This window comes from Microbacterium canaveralium (assembly GCF_047238045.1).
In the GTDB taxonomy this organism is placed as follows: domain Bacteria; phylum Actinomycetota; class Actinomycetes; order Actinomycetales; family Microbacteriaceae; genus Microbacterium.
On record NZ_JBDFMA010000003.1, the window covers coordinates 3,384,273 to 3,402,650 of the forward strand.

Below are 18,378 nucleotides of genomic sequence, written 5' to 3' on the forward strand. Positions count from 1 at the left end.
CCGAGGTGCGGCTGGGAGGCCGCACGGCCCGTGCGCTCGTCAGGAACGCAGGATGGTCGTCGCCGCCTCGACCAGGCGCCGCGCGTGCAGAACCAACCGTTCCGCATCAGAACGGGTCGGGAGCCGATCTCCGTAGGACTGCGTGGATTTCGCCGCGACGAGGACTTCGAGGTGCTTGGCGACCGCTGACGACGAGGCCTCCCGCAGCGCCGTCACCGCGTCACGGTGGGAGTCTGCCGCGATCTTGTAGCCGAGGACGTGCCCGCAAATGGCGTCACTCGCAGAAATCCCCGCGCTGACCGCGACCTCTGCCGCGTGTTTCCACTCGTGCGGGCTGTTTCCGGCGAGTTGCAGCTCCGCCGAATCCAGACGAGTGCGGGCATCGTTCATGCGGACAAGGACCGCAGCTGCGTCCATTGAGTGTCGACGTGGACTCATCCGCGGGCTCATGCTGCTGCCCACGTGTCGAGGTGCGGGCCGAAGAGGTGGATGCCGTCACGGAGAACGTTCGCCAGGAAGGGGTCGCCCTCAGCCGCACGACCGACGAGCTCGCGCCGGTCCATGGCGTTGACCTGAGCAGCGTTCCCCGTGAGCTCCTCGATCCGCTCGGCGAGTGCGAGGAGCAGCTCCGCGCGCGCGTCGATGTCGAACCGGTCGGGGAAGACCACGAGTACGTCAACGTCCGACTCGGAGGTCGACGTTCGGCGCGCGACCGAGCCGTAGAGGGTCGCGGTGACGCGCGAGTCGGCCGGGACCTCCTCGGGTATCTCGTCGACGAAGAACAGACGAATCTTGTCGATCGCGTCATCGCGAGCGTTCAGCCCACGCTCGACCGCCGTCCAGAGGACGTGCGCGCGGTTCGGTCGATAGATGAGCGCCGGGGGTCGCGATTCGACACGCACGAGGCCCGTCCGCGCCAGACGCGTGAGCGCCCGGTGAACGCCGGACGTCGACCCGACTCCCGCGACCGCGTGCACCTGCCGGCCGGACATCCCGGCATCCGTCCGACTGAGAACCCGGAGCACTGCCGCCTCCACCGGGGGCACGAGGCCCTCGAGAGGTTCGGAGAGGTTCATGTGTCCATATTGACACATTTGTCCGCATTTGGGGACGATCGTGCGCGGTGGGGGACGATTGCGCGTGAATCGGGTCGATCTTCCGTGTATGGGGGCGATCTTCCCCTCCCGGGTCCCCGTGGGTGGAAACCGGGCCCGTGGATCACTCCAGCGGGGCCGAGCTCGGGATACGAGGTCAGGCGCCTGCGGCGGACGTCCTCACCGGGCAGGTTTGCCGTTGTCGACCCAGCGCGTGTGCGACTTCAGCGCGTGCGTCACGGCCAGCCGCACCGCGAGGTAGATCGCCCCGATCGCGACCGCGAGGCCCACCGCCCAGACCAGAAGAAGGATGATCGCGTGCAGTCCCATCATCCGGCGACTCTAGCTGCGGCCCCGCACACCCGCCACCCGCGTCCCGCGACGGGGGATCGCTCCGGGACAGGGCGATCCGCGGCGGATCGGCCTGTCCCCGCGGCATCCCCTCTGTTCGCGACAGCCCGGCATCCACTGTCAGCCCGGCATCCCTGGATGCCGCGACAGCCCGGCATCCCTGTCGCCGCGACGACCCGGCATCCATTGATGTCGCGACGGCCTCCGCGCCGCGAAGGAGACGCGCCGTCCTCAGCGCGCCAGCACGCCACGCCGATCGGGGTCGAAACGCAGCAGCACGCGCTGCATCCGGACCTCGACGCCGCGGTGCAGCAGCCACGCGACCCCGAGCGAGATCACGAAGGCGAGCGCGGCGAGCGCGAGCCCGCGGGGCCAGTGCAGCTCGGGATGACCGTCCGGCCAGGCCGACGACACCGACGCGATGACGAGCAGGTGCACGAGGTAGAACGCGAATGACAGGCGGCCGAGCTCCTGCCACAGGGGCTGGGCGAGGAACGTCGACGAACGGTGCGCGTCCGCCGACGCGAGCGACGCGACGAGCAGCGCGAAGCCGCCGACCGTGATCGCGAGGCCGGGGTGGATGTCCGTGCCGGGGAGGGGCGGCGCTTCCGACAGCGCATACCCGAGCACCGCGAGGGGCACGGCGATCCGCAACGGCGCGGGACGCCACGCGGTCTGCTTCATCAGCAGCGCGAGCACGACCCCCAGCACGAACTCGGGCAGGCGCAGGAGAGGGGTGGATGCCGCCGACATCGGCACCGGAGAAACGGCGGCGATCTGCGGCGCCGCGGCGACGAGCACGAGCGCGGCCGCGGCGACCGCCCAGAGTACGCGCGCCGAGCGACCGGCGACGAGGCGGATCACGAGCGGGAAGGTCAGGTAGAAGAACGCCTCGCACACGAGCGACCAGCTCGCGGGGTTTCCGGCCTGCCACCAGTCGGGGATCCAGCCGCTGAGGAGCAGCAGGTTCGCCCCGACCGGCGCGGCGCCGTCGGAGCGGATCTCGGGCACGAGCGTGGCCGCCGCGACGAGCGCGAGGCCGACACCGGCGACGTGCAGCGGGTAGATGCGCGCGGCACGATGCAGCCAGAACGACCGCGCGCTCTGCGCGGGCTTGTATCCCCACGCCAGCACGAACCCCGAGAGGATGAAGAACAGTGTCACGCCGGTCTTCCCGGCCTCGAACAGCAAGCCCCACACGGTGCCGGCCTGCCCGCCGATGTACTGCACGGCCATGATGTGGTGGCCGAAGATGAGCATCGCCGTCGCCCAGCGGAGCCCCGTGAGCGAGGGCAGGTGGCGGGCTGCGAGCGGGCCGGCGGATGCCACGGGCCGTGCGGCGACGCGAGGGGCGGTGGTGGTCGTGCTGATGGTCATCGCCTCCCGGAACGCTCGCGTCGGCGGCACGCGGGCGCGCAGACGCGGGAACGTTACCCGTTCGTGATGTAGAGGAGCCTGGGAGCAGCCGGGGCTTGACGTGTGGCCGAGCGACGTGGCACCCCGGCAACCTCGTCCCACTTCTGGCGACGCATGTCCCACTTCTTGCCACCCTGACCGCCCCACACCCACAAAAAGTGGGACATGGATGCCAGCACCTGCCGCAGCGCCGGCGGGGCCGTCAGCTCCCGCGCGGAAGCGCCTGTCGGCGCGGCCTCAGCTCTCGCGCGGAGGCTGCAGCAGCATCCCGAACGTGCGGAGGGTGTCGCTGAGGCCGACCGACTCGTCGAGGAGCCACTGGATCTGCAGGCCATCGGATGCGGCGATGAGCAGCGCCGCGAGATGATCGGCGGGCACGTCGTCGCGGATGCGCCCTTCGGCCTGCTGCACTCGGAAGGTCTCGCCCAACTCGGCGCGCAGCCGCTCGAACCGCGACGTGAAGTAGTCCTTGCCCACCCCGCTGTCGACCTCGAGCGCGGCCGCGACGAGCGTGGAGTAGAGCTGCACGAACCCGGGCACCTCGACGTTCCGGGTCGCCGCCGCCATCATCCCCTCCACGCCGGGTTCCGTCGGGTGGGCGGCCTCCTCCTCGCCCTGCTTCGCCGCGGCGTGGTCGTACACGGCGACGAGAAGTTGCTCGCGCGAATCGAAGTAGTGCAGCAGGGCCGCGTGCGAGACGCCGATCGATTCCGCGATGCGGCGGAGCGAGGTGCCATCGGCGCCGCGGCGACGGAACACCTCGATGGCGCGGTCGAGGATCTCCTGCCGGCGCTCGACGCCGCGGCGCCGCTGGCCCGGGCGGCCGATCGTGGCATCCTCGCTCATCCGCCCACCCTCTCGCATCCGTCAGGGCTAGCGTAACCTCCATGTGGAGGTTAGAGTAGCGGCACGGCCACCCGGCCCCTTGGACGACGACGTGCAGAAGGACCCCATGACCACTCCCGCCTCCCTTCCCGAAGCCTCGGTGCAGCTGTACACGCTGGCATCCGAGTTCTCGGCCGACATGCCCGGCTCGCTCGAGAAGCTCGCCGCCCTCGGCCTGCGCAACGTCGAGGCGTTCGCGTTCGTCGACCGCCCCGACGAGATCCGGGCGGCCCTGGATGCCAGCGGCCTCGCCTCTCCCACCGGCCACGCCCCGCTGCTCAAGGACGAGCTGTGGACGCCCGACGGCTCGATCCCGACGCCCGCGCCCGAGGTGGTGTTCGAGGCGGCCGCGACGATCGGCATCCAGACGGTCATCGATCCGTTCGTCTCGCCCGACCGCTGGCTCACCGAAGAGGGCGTCGCCGACATCGCCGAGCGACTGAACCGCGCCGCCGACGTCGCCGCAACCTTCGGCCTGAGCGTCGGATACCACAACCACGCGCAGGAGTTCGTGGCCGACTTCGACGGGCAGAGCGCCTACGAGCGTTTCGTGTCGCTGACCGACGAACGCGTGCAGCTCGAGCTCGACCTGTTCTGGGCGCTCACGGGCGGCCAGGACGTTCCGGCTCTCGTGGCGAAGCTCGGCGACCGGCTGACCGCGGTGCACGTCAAGGACGGCGTGGTGCCGACGTCGAACCCGTGGGCGCCCGGCGCCGGCGAGATGTCGTCGGCCACGCTCGACCAGCGCCACGCGGGTACCGCCGACGTGCCGCTCGCCGAGGCGCTGCGTGCGGGCAGCGGCATCCGCTATGCCGTGATCGAGTACGACCGCGCCCCCGGCGACGTGTTCGCCGACGTCGCCGCGAGCCTGGCGTTCCTGCGCGACGGCGGGTTCGTCGCATGACCGGGCCGCTCGGAGTCGGCGTCATCGGCGCCGGCGTCATCAGCCAGACGTACCTCGAGAACCTCACGTCGTTTCCCGACGTGAACGTCGTCGCGGTCGGCGACCTGGTGCCCGACCGCGCTCGCGCGAAGGCCGATGAGCACGGCGTCGCCTCCGCCGGAACGCCCGACGACGTGCTCGCGAACCCCGACGTCGACCTGGTCGTGAACCTCACCATCCCGCAGGTGCACGTCGCGGTGTCGTCGGCCGCGATCGCCGCCGGCAAGCACGTCTGGACCGAGAAGCCCATCGGCCTCGACCGCGACGCGACGCGTGCGCTCCTCGCGCAGGCGGATGCCGCGGGCCTGCGTATCGGCTCGGCTCCGGACACGCTGCTCGGACCCGCCTTCCAGTCGGCCAAGCGTGCGATCCAGAAGGGTGTGATCGGCGAGCCGCTGTTCGTGCAGTCGTCGTTCCAGACGCAGGGCCCCGACCTGTGGCATCCGGACCCCGCCTTCCTCTTCGCCCGCGGCGCGGGACCGCTGCTCGACATGGGTCCGTACTACTTCTCGGCGCTCGTCAGCCTGCTCGGGCCGATCGCGGCCGTGACCGCGCGCGGTTCGCGGCCCCGTCTGGAGCGGACGATCCACACCGGACCGCGTGCCGGCGAGACGTTCCCGGTGGAGGTGCCCTCGACAGTCCAGGTGCTCACGTCGTTCACCGCGGGTCAGCACGGGACGCACCTGCTGAGCTTCGACTCGGCGCTCGAGCGTCACGGAGTCGTCGAGATCCACGGCTCCGAGGGCACGATCGTGCTGGCGGACCCGAACCGCTTCGAAGGGCGCATCGCCTACGTGAAGCCGCTGGGCGTCTTCCGCGACGGCATGAAGACCGATCAGGAATGGATCGAGATCCCGAACGAGGGTGTCGTGACCGGCCGCGGACTCGGCGTGCTGGACATGGCCCGCGCGATCGCCGCCGACCGCCCGCACATCGCCACGGGCGAGCTCGGCTTCCACGTGCTCGACGTCATGCTGTCGGCCGAGGAGTCTTCGGCATCGGGCCAGACGCTCGAGATCGGCAGCACCGTGGCCCCCGTGCCGCTGCTCGACGAGGGCTTCGACCCCTTCGCGCGAACGCTGTAACCCCCCTCGCGCGCTTTCCCGCCCCGTGGTGTCGTGTGGATGCCACGGGGCGGGGGCGTTTGTGGGCGGGGTGCTTATGGGGCCGGGGGTGTGTGGGCGGGGTGTGTGGGGCGGGGTGTGTGGGGCGGGGTGTGTGGGGCGGGGTGTGTGGGGCGGGGTGTGTGGGGCGGGGGTGTGTGGGGCGGGGTGTGTGGGGCGAGGGTGCGGGGCGAGGGTGTTCGCGGTCGGTCGCGGCGACGCCGTTTGCGCACCCGTCCTCCACAGCCGACGGATTCCCCGAGCTGTCCCCATCTGGCCCCTCGGAGGGCTCCCGATGTCGGAGGCCCTCGCTAGCATGCATACATGACTTTCGAGACACCTCCGCCGACTGAGGACGGGGCCGACGCCCTGTCGTCGGTGCTGGCCGAGGTACGCGGAGTGGATGCCGAGGTCGCGTCCGCCGAAGCCCGGCGCACTCGTGCGCTCGCCCGGGCGGGGCACCTCGCTCTCGACGCGACGGCCGGGATGCGGGCGTCGTCGAAAGCGGCGGAGATGGCGCTACGGGAGGTCGCGTCCGAGATCGCCGCAGCATCTTGCCTGTCGGATCGCAGCGTGCAGTCGCAGATCGGCCGAGCGATGACCGTCGCCGATGACTTCCCGGCCACCCTCGACGCGTGGGAGGCCGGGGCGTTGTCCCGCGCGCACGTCCAGGTGATCGTGGATGCCGGGATGCCACTGCCGCTCGAACGTCGACACGAGTTCGACGTGCTCGCCGTCGCGACCGCCGACGGGCTGAGCCCGGGGCGATTGAAGCCCCGCCTGGCTGCGTTGGCCGAGTCGTTGCAGCCCACCACGATTACGGAGCGGCATCGTCAGGGTCGCGAGACGCGGTGCGTCCGGGTCGTGGCGGGTGAGAACGGCATGTCCGACCTCGTCGCGACGCTGCCGACCGTGCTCGCGGTGGGAATCTACGACCGACTCGTGCAGCAGAGCGCGGCGTTGATCGACGCCCGCGCCGAGAGGCACCACGCCAGCGAGGGCGAGGTGCGCGGCGCCAGCGCGAGAGGCCGGGTCCGCGACGTGAGCGGCCCGGTCGGCAACGCCGGCGGCAGCAGCGCGACGACACCCGATGCGCGAAGCGCCGACCAGGTGCGGGCCGACATCCTGGCCGACCTGCTCCTCACCGCCGCTCCCGAGGCCGATCCCACACGGGTCGACGACGGCCCGGGCACTCTGGGCGCGATCCGCGCGAGAGTGCAGGTGGTCGTGCCGGCGTTGACGATGCTCGCGCCCACGGCTGAAAACCTCGACCCCGCTGAGCTGGTTGGGCATGGGCCCATCGACGCCACGACGGCCCGCGCCCTCGCCGAGGCCACCGCCCTGCCTTGGGACCGAGTCGTCACCCACCCCGTCAGCGGGTCGGTGCTGCGCACCGACACCTACCAGCGCACCGCGGCGATCGACAGACATCTCCGCGCTCGCGATCGGCACTGCCGCTGGCCCGGGTGCATCTCCCCCGCCGTGCGATGCGAGGTGGATCACACCCACGACTACGCGCTCGGCGGCGCCACCGACGTGGGAAATCTGAGCCACCTCTGCCAGCGGCACCACACACAGAAGCAATTCACGCGCTGGAAGGTCAGGCAGCTCGCCGGCGGAGTGCTCGAATGGACCTCTCCGACGGGCCGCGTGTACATCGACGAGCCCCTGCCCTACGCGTCGGCGGTGAGGTTTCTGCCCGACGAACAGCCTCCGCCACCTTCGCCCGGCGACCGCGAGCCCGCACCGTTCTGACCCCGCACCGTTCTGACCCCGCACCGTTCAGAATTCGCAGCGTTCTGAACCCGCACCGTTCAGAATTCGCAGCGTTCAGAATTCTCGCTGTTCAGAACGCCCACCGTTCTCAAACCGCGCCGTTCTCAACCGCGCCGTTCTGACACCGCCCAGCTCGAAGAATTGGCACCGCCCCCCAACTGGCACCGCGCCCACAACCGGCACCCACCCTCAACCGGCACCGCCCCCATAACCGGTACCGTCCTCACCGGCGCGCGTTTGTCGGGCCCCCTCGGGCACCGGCGCCACAACGCCAGCCCGCGCGCGACCACATCAGAGCCACCGGATCACGGCCCCCAGATCACGGCCCCAAGATCACAGCCACCACATCAGCCTGACCCTCGGAAAGTTCAGCGGCGGGTGCCCGGCGAACGCGTCAGTGATACCCGAGCACCGCACGCAGGTGCGTGTACTCCTCCTCCATGCCCGCGTTCGCGCGCCGCGGGTCGTCCGACTTCCCGGTCCGTCGCATGTCGGCGAGGTACCGACGGTCGGCCTCCCACCGCGCGAACGCATCCGACCCCACCGACCCGTGCCCCGGAATCACGACTCGTGCGGCCCGCGCGAACGGTTCCAGGATCTCGAGCGCCCGTTCGTACGACGGCACATCGTCGGGCCAGAACGGCAGCGGAAGCTCGACGTCGCTGAGCATGTCCCCGGCGACCAGCACACGCGATTCCGGCAGCCAGACGGCCGTGTGTCCGGGAGCGTGCCCGTCGTGCACGACGAGCTCGACGCCGAAGCCCGGGGAGCCGGCATCCACCCGCCCCATCAACTCCACCAGCTCGGCGGGGAAGTCCGCACCGAGCGCCGCAACCAACGCCTCCCGTTCGTCCCGGGCGAGCTCGGCCGTCCGCGCCGACGCCCACCGCGGCACATCACCGAACCCCGGATGCCACAGCAGATGGTCGTGATGCGCGTGGGTCGAGAAGCCCTCCACCACCGTGAGACCACGCTCGCGCAGCGCGCCGGCGAGAGCATCGAGCTCGTCGGGCGTCCACGCCGGATCGATCAGCAGAACCCGACCGGATGCCACGACCACCGTCGTGTTCGTCTGCATGACAAGGCTCGTGGCGACGAGCACCCCGGGTGCGACCTCGCGGAGCGGAGAGCGGAGCGAAGACATGTCGTCAGCGTACGGCGCGACGAGACGTCCGCCTCACGTGCCGAGGAGCGCATGGGCGACCTGCAAGCATGAGCGGACCCATCGATCGGGAGGGGGCCGCGATGGCCGGATCGCACCGAGTTGTCACACTGAGCCACCTCTGTGGAGGAGCACTCGCGCTCGTGACGGGGATCCTCATCATCGTCACGATGGTGCTCCACCTCGCCGGTGCGGGTGCGGCGGTTCTGGGGGCCTGGATCAGCTATGTGACGCTGTTTGCCGAACCGGACCCCGTCCCCATCCCGGTCTTCGAGTTCTTCTGGCCGTCCCTCGGTCTCGTCGGAGGCATCACCCTGTTCCTCGTGGGCTGGACGCTCATCATCCGGGGTGCGGCGCTCGCGTGGCCGTCGCGATTCGACCGCTCAGCTTCGTAAGGCCGTCGCGCCTCCCCTGACCGCTACTCCGTCACCTCCGCACGATCCACGCGGAACGTCTCCGACCGTCCGTCGGGGGCCGTGACCGTCACGTCGGCGACACCCGAACCGCCGGGGAACACGCGCAGCGTCAGCCCGTCGAGGTAGTCGTAATCGGGCCGATCGTCGCGCGCACCCCACGGCAGCACGGCACCGGGACGCACGTACAGCGGCAGCGAGTCGAACCCGTGCGTCTCGCGCCGCCACCCGCCGCCGACGACCCGCTCTCCGGTCAACAGGTGGGTCCACTCCCCCGCGGGCAGATAGAACGTCACGTCACCGGATGCCGAGAAGACCGGCGCCACGAGAACGTCGGGCCCGAGCATGTACTGCCGGTCGAGGTGCAGCGTCGTGGGATCGTCGGGGAACTCCAGCGCCATCGGCCGCATCACGGGAACACCCGTCGCCGCCGCCGAACGCGCCGCCGCATACAAGTACGGCATCAGCCGCAGCTTCAACCGCGAGAACTGACGCGTCACATCGACCGCCTCGTCGTCGAACGCCCACGGCACCCGGTACGAGTCCGAGCCGTGGAAACGGCTGTGCGACGACAGCATGCCGTATGCCACCCAGCGCTTGAACACGGCCGGATCGGGCGTGCCCTCGAAGCCACCGATGTCGTGACTCCAGAAAGAGAACCCGCTCCACGCGAGCGACAGGCCGCCGCGCAACGTCTCGGCCATCGACGCGAACGTCGAGGAGTTGTCACCGCCCCAGTGCACGGGCATCGTCTGCCCCCCGGCGGTCGCCGAGCGGGCGAAGAGCACGGCTTCCCCGAGACCACGCTCCTCGACGAGCACGTCGTGCACGGCCTGGTTGTACAGCTGCGCGTACAGGTTGTGCATGCGCTCCGGATCCGTGCCGTCGTGCCACACGACGTCGGTGGGGATCCGCTCGCCGAAGTCGGTCTTGAAGCAGTCCACGCCCTGCGAGATGAGACGCCGCAGGTACGACTGGTACCAGCGCACGGCATCCGGGTTCGTGAAGTCGACGAGCGCCATGCCCGGCACCCACAGGTCCCACTGCCACGGCGTGCCGTCCGGACGCCGCACGAAGTACCCGTTCGCGACCCCCTCGGCGAACAGCGACGAACGCTGCGCGATGTACGGGTTGATCCACACCGACACGCGAAGGTCCCGATCGTGAAGGCGGCGGAGCATGGCATCCGGATCCGGGAACACCCGCTCGTCCCACGTGAAGTCGGTCCAGTTGAACTCGCGCATCCAGAAGCAGTCGAAGTGGAACACCGACAGGGGCAGGTCGCGCTCGGCCATGCCGTCGATGAACGAGTTCACGGTCGCTTCGTCGTAGTCGGTCGTGAACGAGGTCGTGAGCCACGTGCCGAACGACCACGCCGGCACGACCGGCGGACGACCCGTGAGGGCGGTGTAGCGCTCGAGCACGTCCTTCGGCGTGGGCCCGGCGATGACGAAGTACTCCAGCGCCTCGCCCGAGACGGAGAACTGCACGCGCTCGACGTTCTCGGAACCGACCTCGAACGAGACGTGTCCGGGGTCGTTGACGAACACGCCGTACCCGCCGGACGAGACGTAGAACGGCACGCTCTTGTACGCCTGCTCGCTCGACGTTCCGCCGTCGGCGTTCCAGATGTCGACGGTCTGACCGTTCTTCACGACGGGGCCGAAGCGCTCACCGAGACCGTAGACCGTCTCGCCGACGCCGAGGTCGAGCTGTTCGTGCACGTAGTGCCGCGCGTACGGCACACCCGTCTCGGCCCCGGCGTTGGCGATCACGCCCGTCTCCACGTCCGCGCCGTCGGCGAGGCTCACACGCCCAACCGAGCGGTGACCGCTCCCCGTCACCCGCACCCCGTCGACCTCGAACGACAGATCCCAGGGCGCCCCCGGCGCCACGCGCGCGGTCAGCCGCCCGGACGAAAGGATGCCACCCGCCTCGGTCACCTCGACCGATCCGCCGCCCGCGACCGCCCCCGGCAGAGCGAACCCGGCGCCGCGCGCCGCCCCGTCGTGGTGCACGATCCGCACCCGCACGATGCCCTCGAGCGGCGACGACAGGGTCACGGTCAGCAGCGTCCGGTTGAGCACGTCGCCGCGCTTGGCGATGACCTTGGTCGGAGCGTGCACGATCAGGCCGGGCCCATCGGCGGTTTCCGTGGGGCTGATGTCGTACGCCTCGGCGGCGTAGTCCACCGCGACGCCGGGGCGCATGAGCCAGAAACCATCGGTGAACTTCATTGCGTGACTGCTCCTGCCGTGATGCCGCGTGTCGGCGTGGGTGGGGAAAGTAGGACCTTCACTTCACAGCTCCCGCCGTGATGCCGCGCGTCAACGTGCGCTGGAAGATGAGGAAGAAGATCAGCGTCGGGATGATGCCGAGCAGGGCCGAGGCGCTGATCGTCGTGACATCCATGAGTCGGTCGCCCTGCAGGACGCTGATCGCGACGGGCACGGTCTGGTTGTCGTTGGATGCCAGGAACGTCAGCGGAATCAGGAACTCATTCCACGTCCAGATGAAGAAGAAGATGACGAGCACCGACAGGGTCGGGCGGCTGATGGGGAAGATCACGCGCCACAGGATCTGCCAGCGGCTCGCCCCGTCGATCGCGGCGGCCTCAAGGATCTCGCGCGGGAACGTGCCGTAGACCGACGACAGCAGGTACGTCCCGAAGGCGGCCTGGATGACGGTGAAGACGATGATGACCGACCACACGTTGTCGTACAGGCCGACGGATTTGAACATGTAGTACAGCGGATACAGCAGCGCTTCCTGCGGCAGCAGGTTCGCCATGAGGAACAGGAGCACGATCCCCGTGCGGCCCCGCACGCGTCCGATGCCGATCGCGAAGGCGTTGAGCACCGAGATGAGCACGGCCAGCACCGCGACGACGCCCGAGATGAGGATCGAGTTGCCGACCTTGCGGGGGAAGTCGACGCGGTTCCAGAAGTCGATGATCCCGCCGAAGTCCAACTGCTGCGGCAGCGCGAGCGGCCCGGACGTGGCGTAGTCCACCGGCGACTTGAACGAGTTGACGAGCACGAGGTAGAAGGGCGCGAGCACGAGGAGCGCGCCGACGACAACGAGCGCGAGCAGCAGCCAGTCCACGGGGCGTCGGCGGGTCATGCCGCCGCGACCGGCGCGGCGCTGCGGACGCCCGGTGGTGATGACGGCGGTGGAGGTCACAGTCCCGCCCTTTCCTTGCGTTCGAGCGAGGTCTGCACCCGGATGAACACGATCGACACGACGACCACGAGGATCGTCAGCACCGTCGCGATGGTCGCGCCGTAGCCGACGTTCCGCTTGGTGAAGAACTCGAGGTAGGCGTAGTACGCCGGGACGATGGTGGACCCGGCGGGGCCGCCCTGCGTGATGACGTACACCGGGCCGAAGACCTTCAGCGCGGCGATCGTGCAGGTCAGGGTGACGACGAAGATCTCGGGCCGGATGATGCTCACCGTGATCGCGGTGAACCGCTGGAACCAGTTCGCCCCGTCGAGCTCCGCAGCCTCGTACAGTTCGGGGTCGACGCGCTGCAGGGCGGCCATGAACACCACCACGGGGTAGCCGATCTGCACCCACACGAGCACCACCATGAGCACGATGAGCGCGGAGGGCATCTGCCCGAGCCAGTCATACGACGGGATGCCGAGCCCGCCGAGGATCTGGTTCAGCGCACCGGTCTCGCCGGGGCGGACGATCCAGCCGATCACGATGCCCGCCACGGCGACCGGGAGGATCTGCGGCAGGTAGTAGGTGGCACGGAGGAAGCTGCCGACCTTGCCGCCGAACTTGCGCCCGACGACGTCGAACAGGAGGGCCGCGACGGCGAGGCCGACGAGCGTCGGGACGACGACCATGGCGAGGACCATCCACACCGAGTTGGTGAAGGAGGTCCAGAAGTCCTCGTCGCCGAGGAGCTTCGTCCAGTTGTCGAGGCCGATGAACTCGGGGTCGCCGACGCCGCGCCACTTCGTGAAGGTGAGGAACACGTTCCACACGAGCGGCACGATCACGATGACCAGCAGCAGCACGAAGCCGGGCAGGAGGTAGAGCCAGTAGCCGGCGGTGCCGCCACGGCGTTGGGGGATGGCCGGCTGCTCGGGCGGGAGTGCCACCCGAGCAGCCGGTCGCGTGAGAAGCGACATCAGCGGAAGTCCGCCGTGCCCTCGTCGTACTTCTCGCCGAGGTTGGCGTTCGTGGTCGCGGCATCCTGGCTGCCGGTCACCAGGCCCTGCAGCTCCTGCACGAGCACGTCGTAGAAGCCGGGGGCGGGCCAGTCGGGGTAGAACGACAGACCGTCGTCCTCGAGGATGCCGTTGAAGGTGTCGATGAGCTCCTTGCTCTTGGCATCCGTGATGTCGGCGGTGTCCGCCGCGACGGGCACGCCGCCGTTGTTGCCGATGATCGCCTGGATCTCGGGGCTCATCGTGATGTCGATGAACTCGTACGCGAGGTCCTTGTTCTTCGAACGCTCCGGGACGACCCACAGGTTGCCCGACGAACCGAGCGAGAGCTTCGAGCCGGGGAAGGCCGAGAGCGTCCAGTCGAACGTGGCGTCGGAAGCGAAGCGGCCGTACCACCACGAGCCCGACACGAAGATCGGCGAGGTGCCGTTGATGAACGAGACACCGGCGTCCTCGGCCTTGACCGACGAGACGTCCTTGGCGATGTAGCCCTTGTCGACGTAGTCCTTGAGGGTGTCGGAGGCGTAGGTCACCTCGGAGCCCTTCCAGTCGACCGGGTTCTTGTAGAGCTGGTAGTCGTCGACCCACGAGCGATCGGCCTTGGTCAGCGCGAGCTGGTACCAGAGCTGTCCGAGCGGGTACTCGGCGCCGGCCTCGGCGAGGGGCGTGATGCCCTTCGCGACGAACGCGTCCAGCACCTTCACGAACTCGTCGTACGTCTTCGGCACCTCGAGGCCTGCAGCCGTGAACGCGTCGAGGTTGTAGTAGACGCCGACGAACTCGCCGTAGTTCGGCACGCCGTACCAGGTGTCGCCACCCATGACGCCGTCGGAGGTGTACTTCGCGGTCGTCTGCAGCGACGGGGCGAGCTTGGCATCCCACCCGTACTGGGTGACCGCGTCGCTGATGTCGGCGATGAGGCCCGTGCTGGCGAGGAAGCCGGCGGTGGCATTGCCCTTGTTGAACTCGAGGAGGTCGGGCGCAGCGTCGGTGTCGAGCACCTGGCTGGCGGTCTTCTGGATCTGCTCGAAGGACTTCTCTTCGACCTTCACCGTGGCGCCGGTCTTCTCTTCGAAGATCGGGATGGCGGCGTTCCAGGCCTTGGCCATCGCGCTATCGGCACCTTCGTAGTGCCAGAGCGTGAGGGTCTTGCCGGCGCCATCGCTCGAGCCGGTGTCACCGCCACCGCCGCTGCAGGCGGAGAGGGCGAGGGCGGCGACGGCGATCGAGCCGACAGCCGCGAGGGCTCGGGTCGCGCGTCGTTGTGCGTTCGTGCGTGCCATCGTTGGCACTCCTTTCACTGTGATCCGCTGGTTGATGGGTGTCCGCTAGCGGGGGCGGATGCGTTGGACCCGTCATCGAATCGGGTGTCGAAACGCCGTCGAAATTGTGTCGAAGCGCTTCGATGATGGGCGAACAACGCAGGTTGTGGAGTTGGGAGGGTCAGGCGGAGCCGGGCGCGGCGACGGAGCCGCGCTCGAGGTACGTCGGTGGGATGAGATGGAGGCCGGATGCCACGGGGCGTCCGGCGACGAGCTCGATCGCCAGGTCGACCGCGAGCTCGCACGAGCTCTGCGGCACCAGTGGGATCGAGTCGACCGGGGTGGGCAACGTGTCGGTGTCGAAGCTGCTGCCGACCGACACGATCGAGACGTCGCCCGGCACGCTCTTGCCGAGCGCGGTGAGCTCGACGAGCACGACCTGCAGCACCTCCTCGGGGGCGTGCAGCAGGATGCCCGTAACGCCCGCGGCGACGAACTCGCGCACCGAGGCCCGCACGTGCGAGCGGTCGGTGACGACCTCACCGGATGCCACGGCGCGCGCGTTCATGCCGCGCTCGGTGGCCCGCGATGCCACGGCACCGCGGACGCGCGGCGGGAAGTTCGACTTCTCGTATGCGCGTCGCGAACCGCCGATGAGACCGATCTCGCGATGCCCCGCGTCGGCAAGACGATCGACGGCCTCGACGGCCGCTCGCTCGAAGTCGAGGTCGACGCAGACGAGGTCGTCATGGTCGTTCGGGATGCCGACGAACAACGTCGGCGTCGCACTGGCGCGCGCGATCTCGACGCGCGGATCGTCGGGGGCGACGTCCAGCACGAGGATGGCATCCACGAGTCCGCTCGCCGCGACCCGCTTCATGCCGGCCGAGGCGTCTTCGTCGGTGAGCAGGAGCATGTCGTACTCCTTGCGACGGGCCGCGACGGTCATCGCGTGCATGAACGCCATGTGGCTCGGCGCGTGAGAATCGGCACGCAGCGGCTCGGACAGGGCGAAGATGTTCGTCTGGCTGCCGGCGAGCATCCGCGCTCCCGCATTCGGGCTGTACCCGAGCTCGAGCACTGCGTCCTGGATGCGACGCCGCGTGTCGGCCGAGACCGGACGCTTGCCGCTCAGCGCGTAGGAGACCGTGCTGATCGACACGCCCGCAGCGCGGGCGACCTCGTCGATCTTGGCCATAGTGACTCCTTCGTGCTTTGTCTAAGCGCTTCCGGGAAGCGCTTCGACGGCCAAGCTAGACCAGGTCCGGCACGGAGCGCAAGGGGTAAGTTGCGGAGGGCAACAAACTCACGCCGTCGGCACGCCCACGTCGAAGTTCTGCGAGAACACGTCGTCCGGGTCCCACTCCCCCTTGATCCGCCGCAGCCGCTCGAGGGTCGCCGGGGGGAACGCCCGATGCACGTCGTCGGGCCGATGCGTCGACTCGAAGCTCAAATACAGACCGTCGAGCACCTCGCGCACCGGCCCCCATGCCGCATCGAACGCCGCACCCGCACTGCCGGCGACGGCGGTCACCGAGAAGTTCTGGTGCCGGTGGGCGTAGGCCGTGGCATCCGGGGCCGTGTCGTTGATGGCTCCGCCGGCGCTCCGGATCTGCAGCATGTCGACACCCGGCGAGCGCAGCAGGTTGCCGAGCCGCCCCGCGAGCTCGCGGTCGAGGTGCGTCGCGAGACCACCGTGCATGACCGCGGCCTGCTGCCCCGTGTGCGGAGCGCCCGAGGCGAGCGGCACCTCGGGGTACGGCACGAGCTCGGCACGCTGACCCGTCACGCCGGGGAGGGCGACGAACGGCTGCAGTGCGCGGGTCGCGGCATCCGTCCCGTCGCCGGCGTAGACGATCGTCGCCTGGGCGAACGGCCGCGGACCCCCGCCGACGTAGAGGAACGCCGAGACCTCGCGCGGAGCCGCCTCGACCGTCGCTCCCCACCGCTCCAGGAACCCGACCGGATCGGCGAGGTCGAACATGACGTATGCGCGAGCGACCACCGGCGTCGTCCCGGCCTCGAACTCGAACGACGTCACGATGCCCACGTTCGCCCCCGCGCCCCGGACGGCCCAGAACAGGTCGGGATGCTCGTCGGCGGAAAGCCGCAGCACGCGCCCGTCGGCCGTCACCATCTCCGCCGCGCGCAGCCGGTCGATGGTGAGACCCTGCGCCCGCCCGAGCAGCCCGATGCCGCCCGTCGTCGCAAGGCCGCCGACACCGACGTCACCGGAGTCGCCCGAGGTGAGCGCGAGTCCCCAGCCGTACGCCGCGCGGGCGACGGCTCCCCATCGCGCGCCGGGCCCGACCCGCAACCGGGAGCCGCCGAGGTGGTGGACGGCATCCATCCGGCGCAGATCGATCACCGTACCGCCGTCGTTGGTCGAGATGCTGCTGATGCCGTGACCGCCGCTGCGGATCGCGAGGGGTCCCGGCTGCGCACGCGCGAACTCCAGCGCCCGCGCGACCTCGACGCTGGAACGGGGAAGCGCGACCGCCGCCGGCGAACCGGTCGCGGAGTACACGTGCCGAACCGATCCGTACGCGCGATCTCCGGGCCGGATGATCTCGAGTGTCATCAGAACCGTCCCAGCTCGGCCTGCGGCCCGGCGGCCTTGTCGACGAAGTACTGCACTGTCGCACCCGACAGCGGGCTGCTCCCGTCGACCAGGGCGCCCAGGTGCGCGCCGATCTCCTCACCGTCGAGCCAGCGGAGGTCGTCGACTCCCGCCTCCTGTCTCGCTCGCGTGCGCACGACCCCGAGGATGACCTCGTAGATGCGCGGCCCCCGCCCGCCCAGTTCGGCGGCCACCGTACGCATGAGCGACTTTGTCGCGGCGCCGCTCAGGGCCACCACCGCAGCTCCGGGGAAGGGAAGCTCGGCGCTCATTCCGTCGAGCCGCGCGATCATGCCGGTGCGTTTCGTCACGGGAACGAACGCCCGCAGCAGCCGGAACCCGCTCGTGAGATTCGCGTCGATGAGGTGGTCCCACTCGTCGTCGGTGATCGCGAGCGCGGGCTTGCGCCCCTGGTCGCCCCACGATGCGACGCTGAACACCACGCCGTCGAAAGGTCCGTGCCGCTCCGCGAGCGCGCGCACCCGCGCGTCGAGCTCGACGTCGGTGTCGAGCACCTCGGTGACGAGCCGCCCCGGGCCGGCGATGCGCTCACGCAGGGCGGCGAGCCGCCGCTCTTCCCGCCCGGTCGCGATGACCGTGGCACCGGCCGCGACGAGCGCGCGCACGACACCCTCACCGACACCGCCGGATCCACCGACGACGACGACCACCGCGCCGGTCAGGTCGCCGCTCACGCGTCACGCTCCTCGGCCGTCGCGGCGATTCGCGCCGCGTGGGTCTCCAGGGCCGACAGGATGCCACGGAGCTCCTCGACCTGCTCGGCATCCAGCGCGTCCGCGAACCAGCGTTTGGCCGCGCGAAGGTGGGGCCCAACCGCGCGCCGGTGCGCGTCGCGCCCCGCCGTCGTGAGGGTGATGCGCTGCGCGCGCCCATCGTCCCCGCCACCCGCGGCCCGCTCCAGCAACCCACGGCGCTCAAGCCGCCCGAGCTGATGCGCGACGCGGCTGGACTCCCAGCCGATCGACCGCGATACCTCCGACGGCCGAGCCTCTCCCCCGGCCTCGACCAAGTGGGCGAGCACGGTGAACTCGGCGTCGGAGAGGTCGGCGTCCGACCGCAGTCCGCGCCCAACCTCCCGCCGCAGCATCTCGGTGACGGATTGCAGACGCTGCCACGCGTCGAGTTCTGAGGCGTTCAATCTTGCTGAC

Annotated in this window: 18 protein-coding genes; 4 read left to right on the forward strand and 14 right to left on the reverse strand. The window is 69.9% G+C overall.

From position 1 onward, the window contains the following. Positions 1-39 precede the first annotated feature (39 nt). The 5 genes from ABC271_RS17090 to ABC271_RS17110 form a co-directional block, all read right to left on the reverse strand. Complete coding sequence (locus ABC271_RS17090; RefSeq protein ID WP_412926035.1) at positions 40-390, reverse strand: hypothetical protein; 351 nt, start codon at positions 388-390, stop codon at positions 40-42. Positions 391-446: 56 nt separating this feature from the next. Continuing rightward, positions 447-1,076, reverse strand: coding sequence for a nucleotidyltransferase domain-containing protein (locus tag ABC271_RS17095; RefSeq protein ID WP_412926036.1), 630 nt, complete (start codon positions 1,074-1,076; stop codon positions 447-449). A gap of 198 nt (positions 1,077-1,274) precedes the next feature. Continuing rightward, positions 1,275-1,427, reverse strand: a complete 153-nt coding sequence (locus ABC271_RS17100; RefSeq protein ID WP_412926037.1) for a hypothetical protein — start codon at positions 1,425-1,427, stop codon at positions 1,275-1,277. Positions 1,428-1,676: 249 nt separating this feature from the next. Then, positions 1,677-2,822 (reverse strand): acyltransferase family protein, encoded by a 1,146-nt coding sequence (locus ABC271_RS17105; RefSeq protein ID WP_412926038.1) that lies wholly within the window; start codon positions 2,820-2,822, stop codon positions 1,677-1,679. Between the two features lie 276 nt (positions 2,823-3,098). Further along, positions 3,099-3,707, reverse strand: coding sequence for a TetR/AcrR family transcriptional regulator (locus tag ABC271_RS17110; protein ID WP_412926039.1), 609 nt, complete (start codon positions 3,705-3,707; stop codon positions 3,099-3,101). Positions 3,708-3,813: 106 nt separating this feature from the next. On the opposite strand from ABC271_RS17110, the gene ABC271_RS17115 reads away from it, so the two are divergent. The 3 genes from ABC271_RS17115 (at position 3,814) to ABC271_RS17125 (ending at position 7,547) form a co-directional block, all read left to right on the forward strand. After that, entirely contained in the window at positions 3,814-4,650 is an 837-nt protein-coding gene (locus tag ABC271_RS17115; RefSeq protein ID WP_412926040.1) for a sugar phosphate isomerase/epimerase family protein, read from the forward strand. Continuing rightward, positions 4,647-5,774 (forward strand): Gfo/Idh/MocA family protein, encoded by a 1,128-nt coding sequence (locus ABC271_RS17120; RefSeq protein WP_412926041.1) that lies wholly within the window; start codon positions 4,647-4,649, stop codon positions 5,772-5,774. The genes ABC271_RS17115 and ABC271_RS17120 overlap by 4 nt, the downstream gene beginning before the upstream one ends. A gap of 342 nt (positions 5,775-6,116) precedes the next feature. Next, positions 6,117-7,547: an HNH endonuclease signature motif containing protein gene (locus ABC271_RS17125; protein ID WP_412926042.1), complete on the forward strand. Its 1,431-nt coding sequence runs from the start codon at positions 6,117-6,119 to the stop codon at positions 7,545-7,547. Positions 7,548-7,962: 415 nt separating this feature from the next. On the opposite strand, the gene ABC271_RS17130 is transcribed toward ABC271_RS17125, so the two are convergent. Beyond that, positions 7,963-8,712, reverse strand: a complete 750-nt coding sequence (locus ABC271_RS17130; RefSeq protein WP_412926043.1) for an MBL fold metallo-hydrolase — start codon at positions 8,710-8,712, stop codon at positions 7,963-7,965. Positions 8,713-8,780: 68 nt separating this feature from the next. Between ABC271_RS17130 and ABC271_RS17135 the strand changes: the two genes are divergently transcribed. After that, on the forward strand, positions 8,781-9,125 hold the full coding sequence (locus ABC271_RS17135) for a hypothetical protein (RefSeq protein WP_412926044.1): 345 nt from the start codon (positions 8,781-8,783) through the stop codon (positions 9,123-9,125). A 23-nt stretch (positions 9,126-9,148) separates the two neighbouring features. Here the strand turns inward: ABC271_RS17135 and yicI are convergent, their stop codons facing one another. From yicI to ABC271_RS17175, 8 genes are all read right to left on the reverse strand, one after another. After that, positions 9,149-11,380: an alpha-xylosidase gene (gene yicI, locus ABC271_RS17140; protein WP_412926045.1), complete on the reverse strand. Its 2,232-nt coding sequence runs from the start codon at positions 11,378-11,380 to the stop codon at positions 9,149-9,151. A gap of 58 nt (positions 11,381-11,438) precedes the next feature. Then, positions 11,439-12,326 carry a carbohydrate ABC transporter permease gene (locus tag ABC271_RS17145; protein ID WP_412926046.1) on the reverse strand — a complete coding sequence of 296 codons (888 nt, stop codon included), beginning with the start codon at positions 12,324-12,326 and terminating at the stop codon, positions 11,439-11,441. Next, entirely contained in the window at positions 12,323-13,288 is a 966-nt protein-coding gene (locus tag ABC271_RS17150) for a carbohydrate ABC transporter permease (RefSeq protein ID WP_412926047.1), read from the reverse strand. Before ABC271_RS17150 ends, ABC271_RS17145 begins: the two co-directional genes overlap by 4 nt. Beyond that, positions 13,288-14,610: an ABC transporter substrate-binding protein gene (locus ABC271_RS17155; RefSeq protein WP_412926048.1), complete on the reverse strand. Its 1,323-nt coding sequence runs from the start codon at positions 14,608-14,610 to the stop codon at positions 13,288-13,290. The genes ABC271_RS17150 and ABC271_RS17155 overlap by 1 nt, the downstream gene beginning before the upstream one ends. A gap of 160 nt (positions 14,611-14,770) precedes the next feature. Next, on the reverse strand, positions 14,771-15,787 hold the full coding sequence (locus tag ABC271_RS17160; RefSeq protein ID WP_412926049.1) for a LacI family DNA-binding transcriptional regulator: 1,017 nt from the start codon (positions 15,785-15,787) through the stop codon (positions 14,771-14,773). Positions 15,788-15,895: 108 nt separating this feature from the next. After that, entirely contained in the window at positions 15,896-17,170 is a 1,275-nt protein-coding gene (locus ABC271_RS17165; RefSeq protein WP_412926050.1) for an FAD-binding oxidoreductase, read from the reverse strand. After that, positions 17,170-17,904 carry an SDR family NAD(P)-dependent oxidoreductase gene (locus tag ABC271_RS17170; RefSeq protein WP_412926051.1) on the reverse strand — a complete coding sequence of 245 codons (735 nt, stop codon included), beginning with the start codon at positions 17,902-17,904 and terminating at the stop codon, positions 17,170-17,172. The genes ABC271_RS17165 and ABC271_RS17170 overlap by 1 nt, the downstream gene beginning before the upstream one ends. Further along, a complete protein-coding gene (locus ABC271_RS17175; protein WP_412926052.1) occupies positions 17,901-18,368 on the reverse strand; it encodes a MarR family winged helix-turn-helix transcriptional regulator in 468 nt (155 codons plus the stop codon). Before ABC271_RS17175 ends, ABC271_RS17170 begins: the two co-directional genes overlap by 4 nt. Between the last annotated feature and the right edge of the window lie 10 nt (positions 18,369-18,378).

Bases quoted from the DNA above. Each gene is read 5' to 3' on its own strand.
- ABC271_RS17090 (WP_412926035.1), bottom strand. From the start codon at position 390: ATGAACGATGCCCGCACTCGTCTGGATTCGGCGGAGCTGCAACTCGCC.
- ABC271_RS17095 (WP_412926036.1), bottom strand. From the start codon at position 1,076: ATGAACCTCTCCGAACCTCTCGAGGGCCTCGTGCCCCCGGTGGAGGCG.
- ABC271_RS17100 (WP_412926037.1), bottom strand. From the start codon at position 1,427: ATGATGGGACTGCACGCGATCATCCTTCTTCTGGTCTGGGCGGTGGGC.
- ABC271_RS17105 (WP_412926038.1), bottom strand. From the start codon at position 2,822: ATGACCATCAGCACGACCACCACCGCCCCTCGCGTCGCCGCACGGCCC.
- ABC271_RS17110 (WP_412926039.1), bottom strand. From the start codon at position 3,707: ATGAGCGAGGATGCCACGATCGGCCGCCCGGGCCAGCGGCGCCGCGGC.
- ABC271_RS17115 (WP_412926040.1), top strand. From the start codon at position 3,814: ATGACCACTCCCGCCTCCCTTCCCGAAGCCTCGGTGCAGCTGTACACG.
- ABC271_RS17120 (WP_412926041.1), top strand. From the start codon at position 4,647: ATGACCGGGCCGCTCGGAGTCGGCGTCATCGGCGCCGGCGTCATCAGC.
- ABC271_RS17125 (WP_412926042.1), top strand. From the start codon at position 6,117: ATGACTTTCGAGACACCTCCGCCGACTGAGGACGGGGCCGACGCCCTG.
- ABC271_RS17130 (WP_412926043.1), bottom strand. From the start codon at position 8,712: ATGTCTTCGCTCCGCTCTCCGCTCCGCGAGGTCGCACCCGGGGTGCTC.
- ABC271_RS17135 (WP_412926044.1), top strand. From the start codon at position 8,781: ATGAGCGGACCCATCGATCGGGAGGGGGCCGCGATGGCCGGATCGCAC.
- yicI (WP_412926045.1), bottom strand. From the start codon at position 11,380: ATGAAGTTCACCGATGGTTTCTGGCTCATGCGCCCCGGCGTCGCGGTG.
- ABC271_RS17150 (WP_412926047.1), bottom strand. From the start codon at position 13,288: ATGTCGCTTCTCACGCGACCGGCTGCTCGGGTGGCACTCCCGCCCGAG.
- ABC271_RS17155 (WP_412926048.1), bottom strand. From the start codon at position 14,610: ATGGCACGCACGAACGCACAACGACGCGCGACCCGAGCCCTCGCGGCT.
- ABC271_RS17160 (WP_412926049.1), bottom strand. From the start codon at position 15,787: ATGGCCAAGATCGACGAGGTCGCCCGCGCTGCGGGCGTGTCGATCAGC.
- ABC271_RS17165 (WP_412926050.1), bottom strand. From the start codon at position 17,170: ATGACACTCGAGATCATCCGGCCCGGAGATCGCGCGTACGGATCGGTT.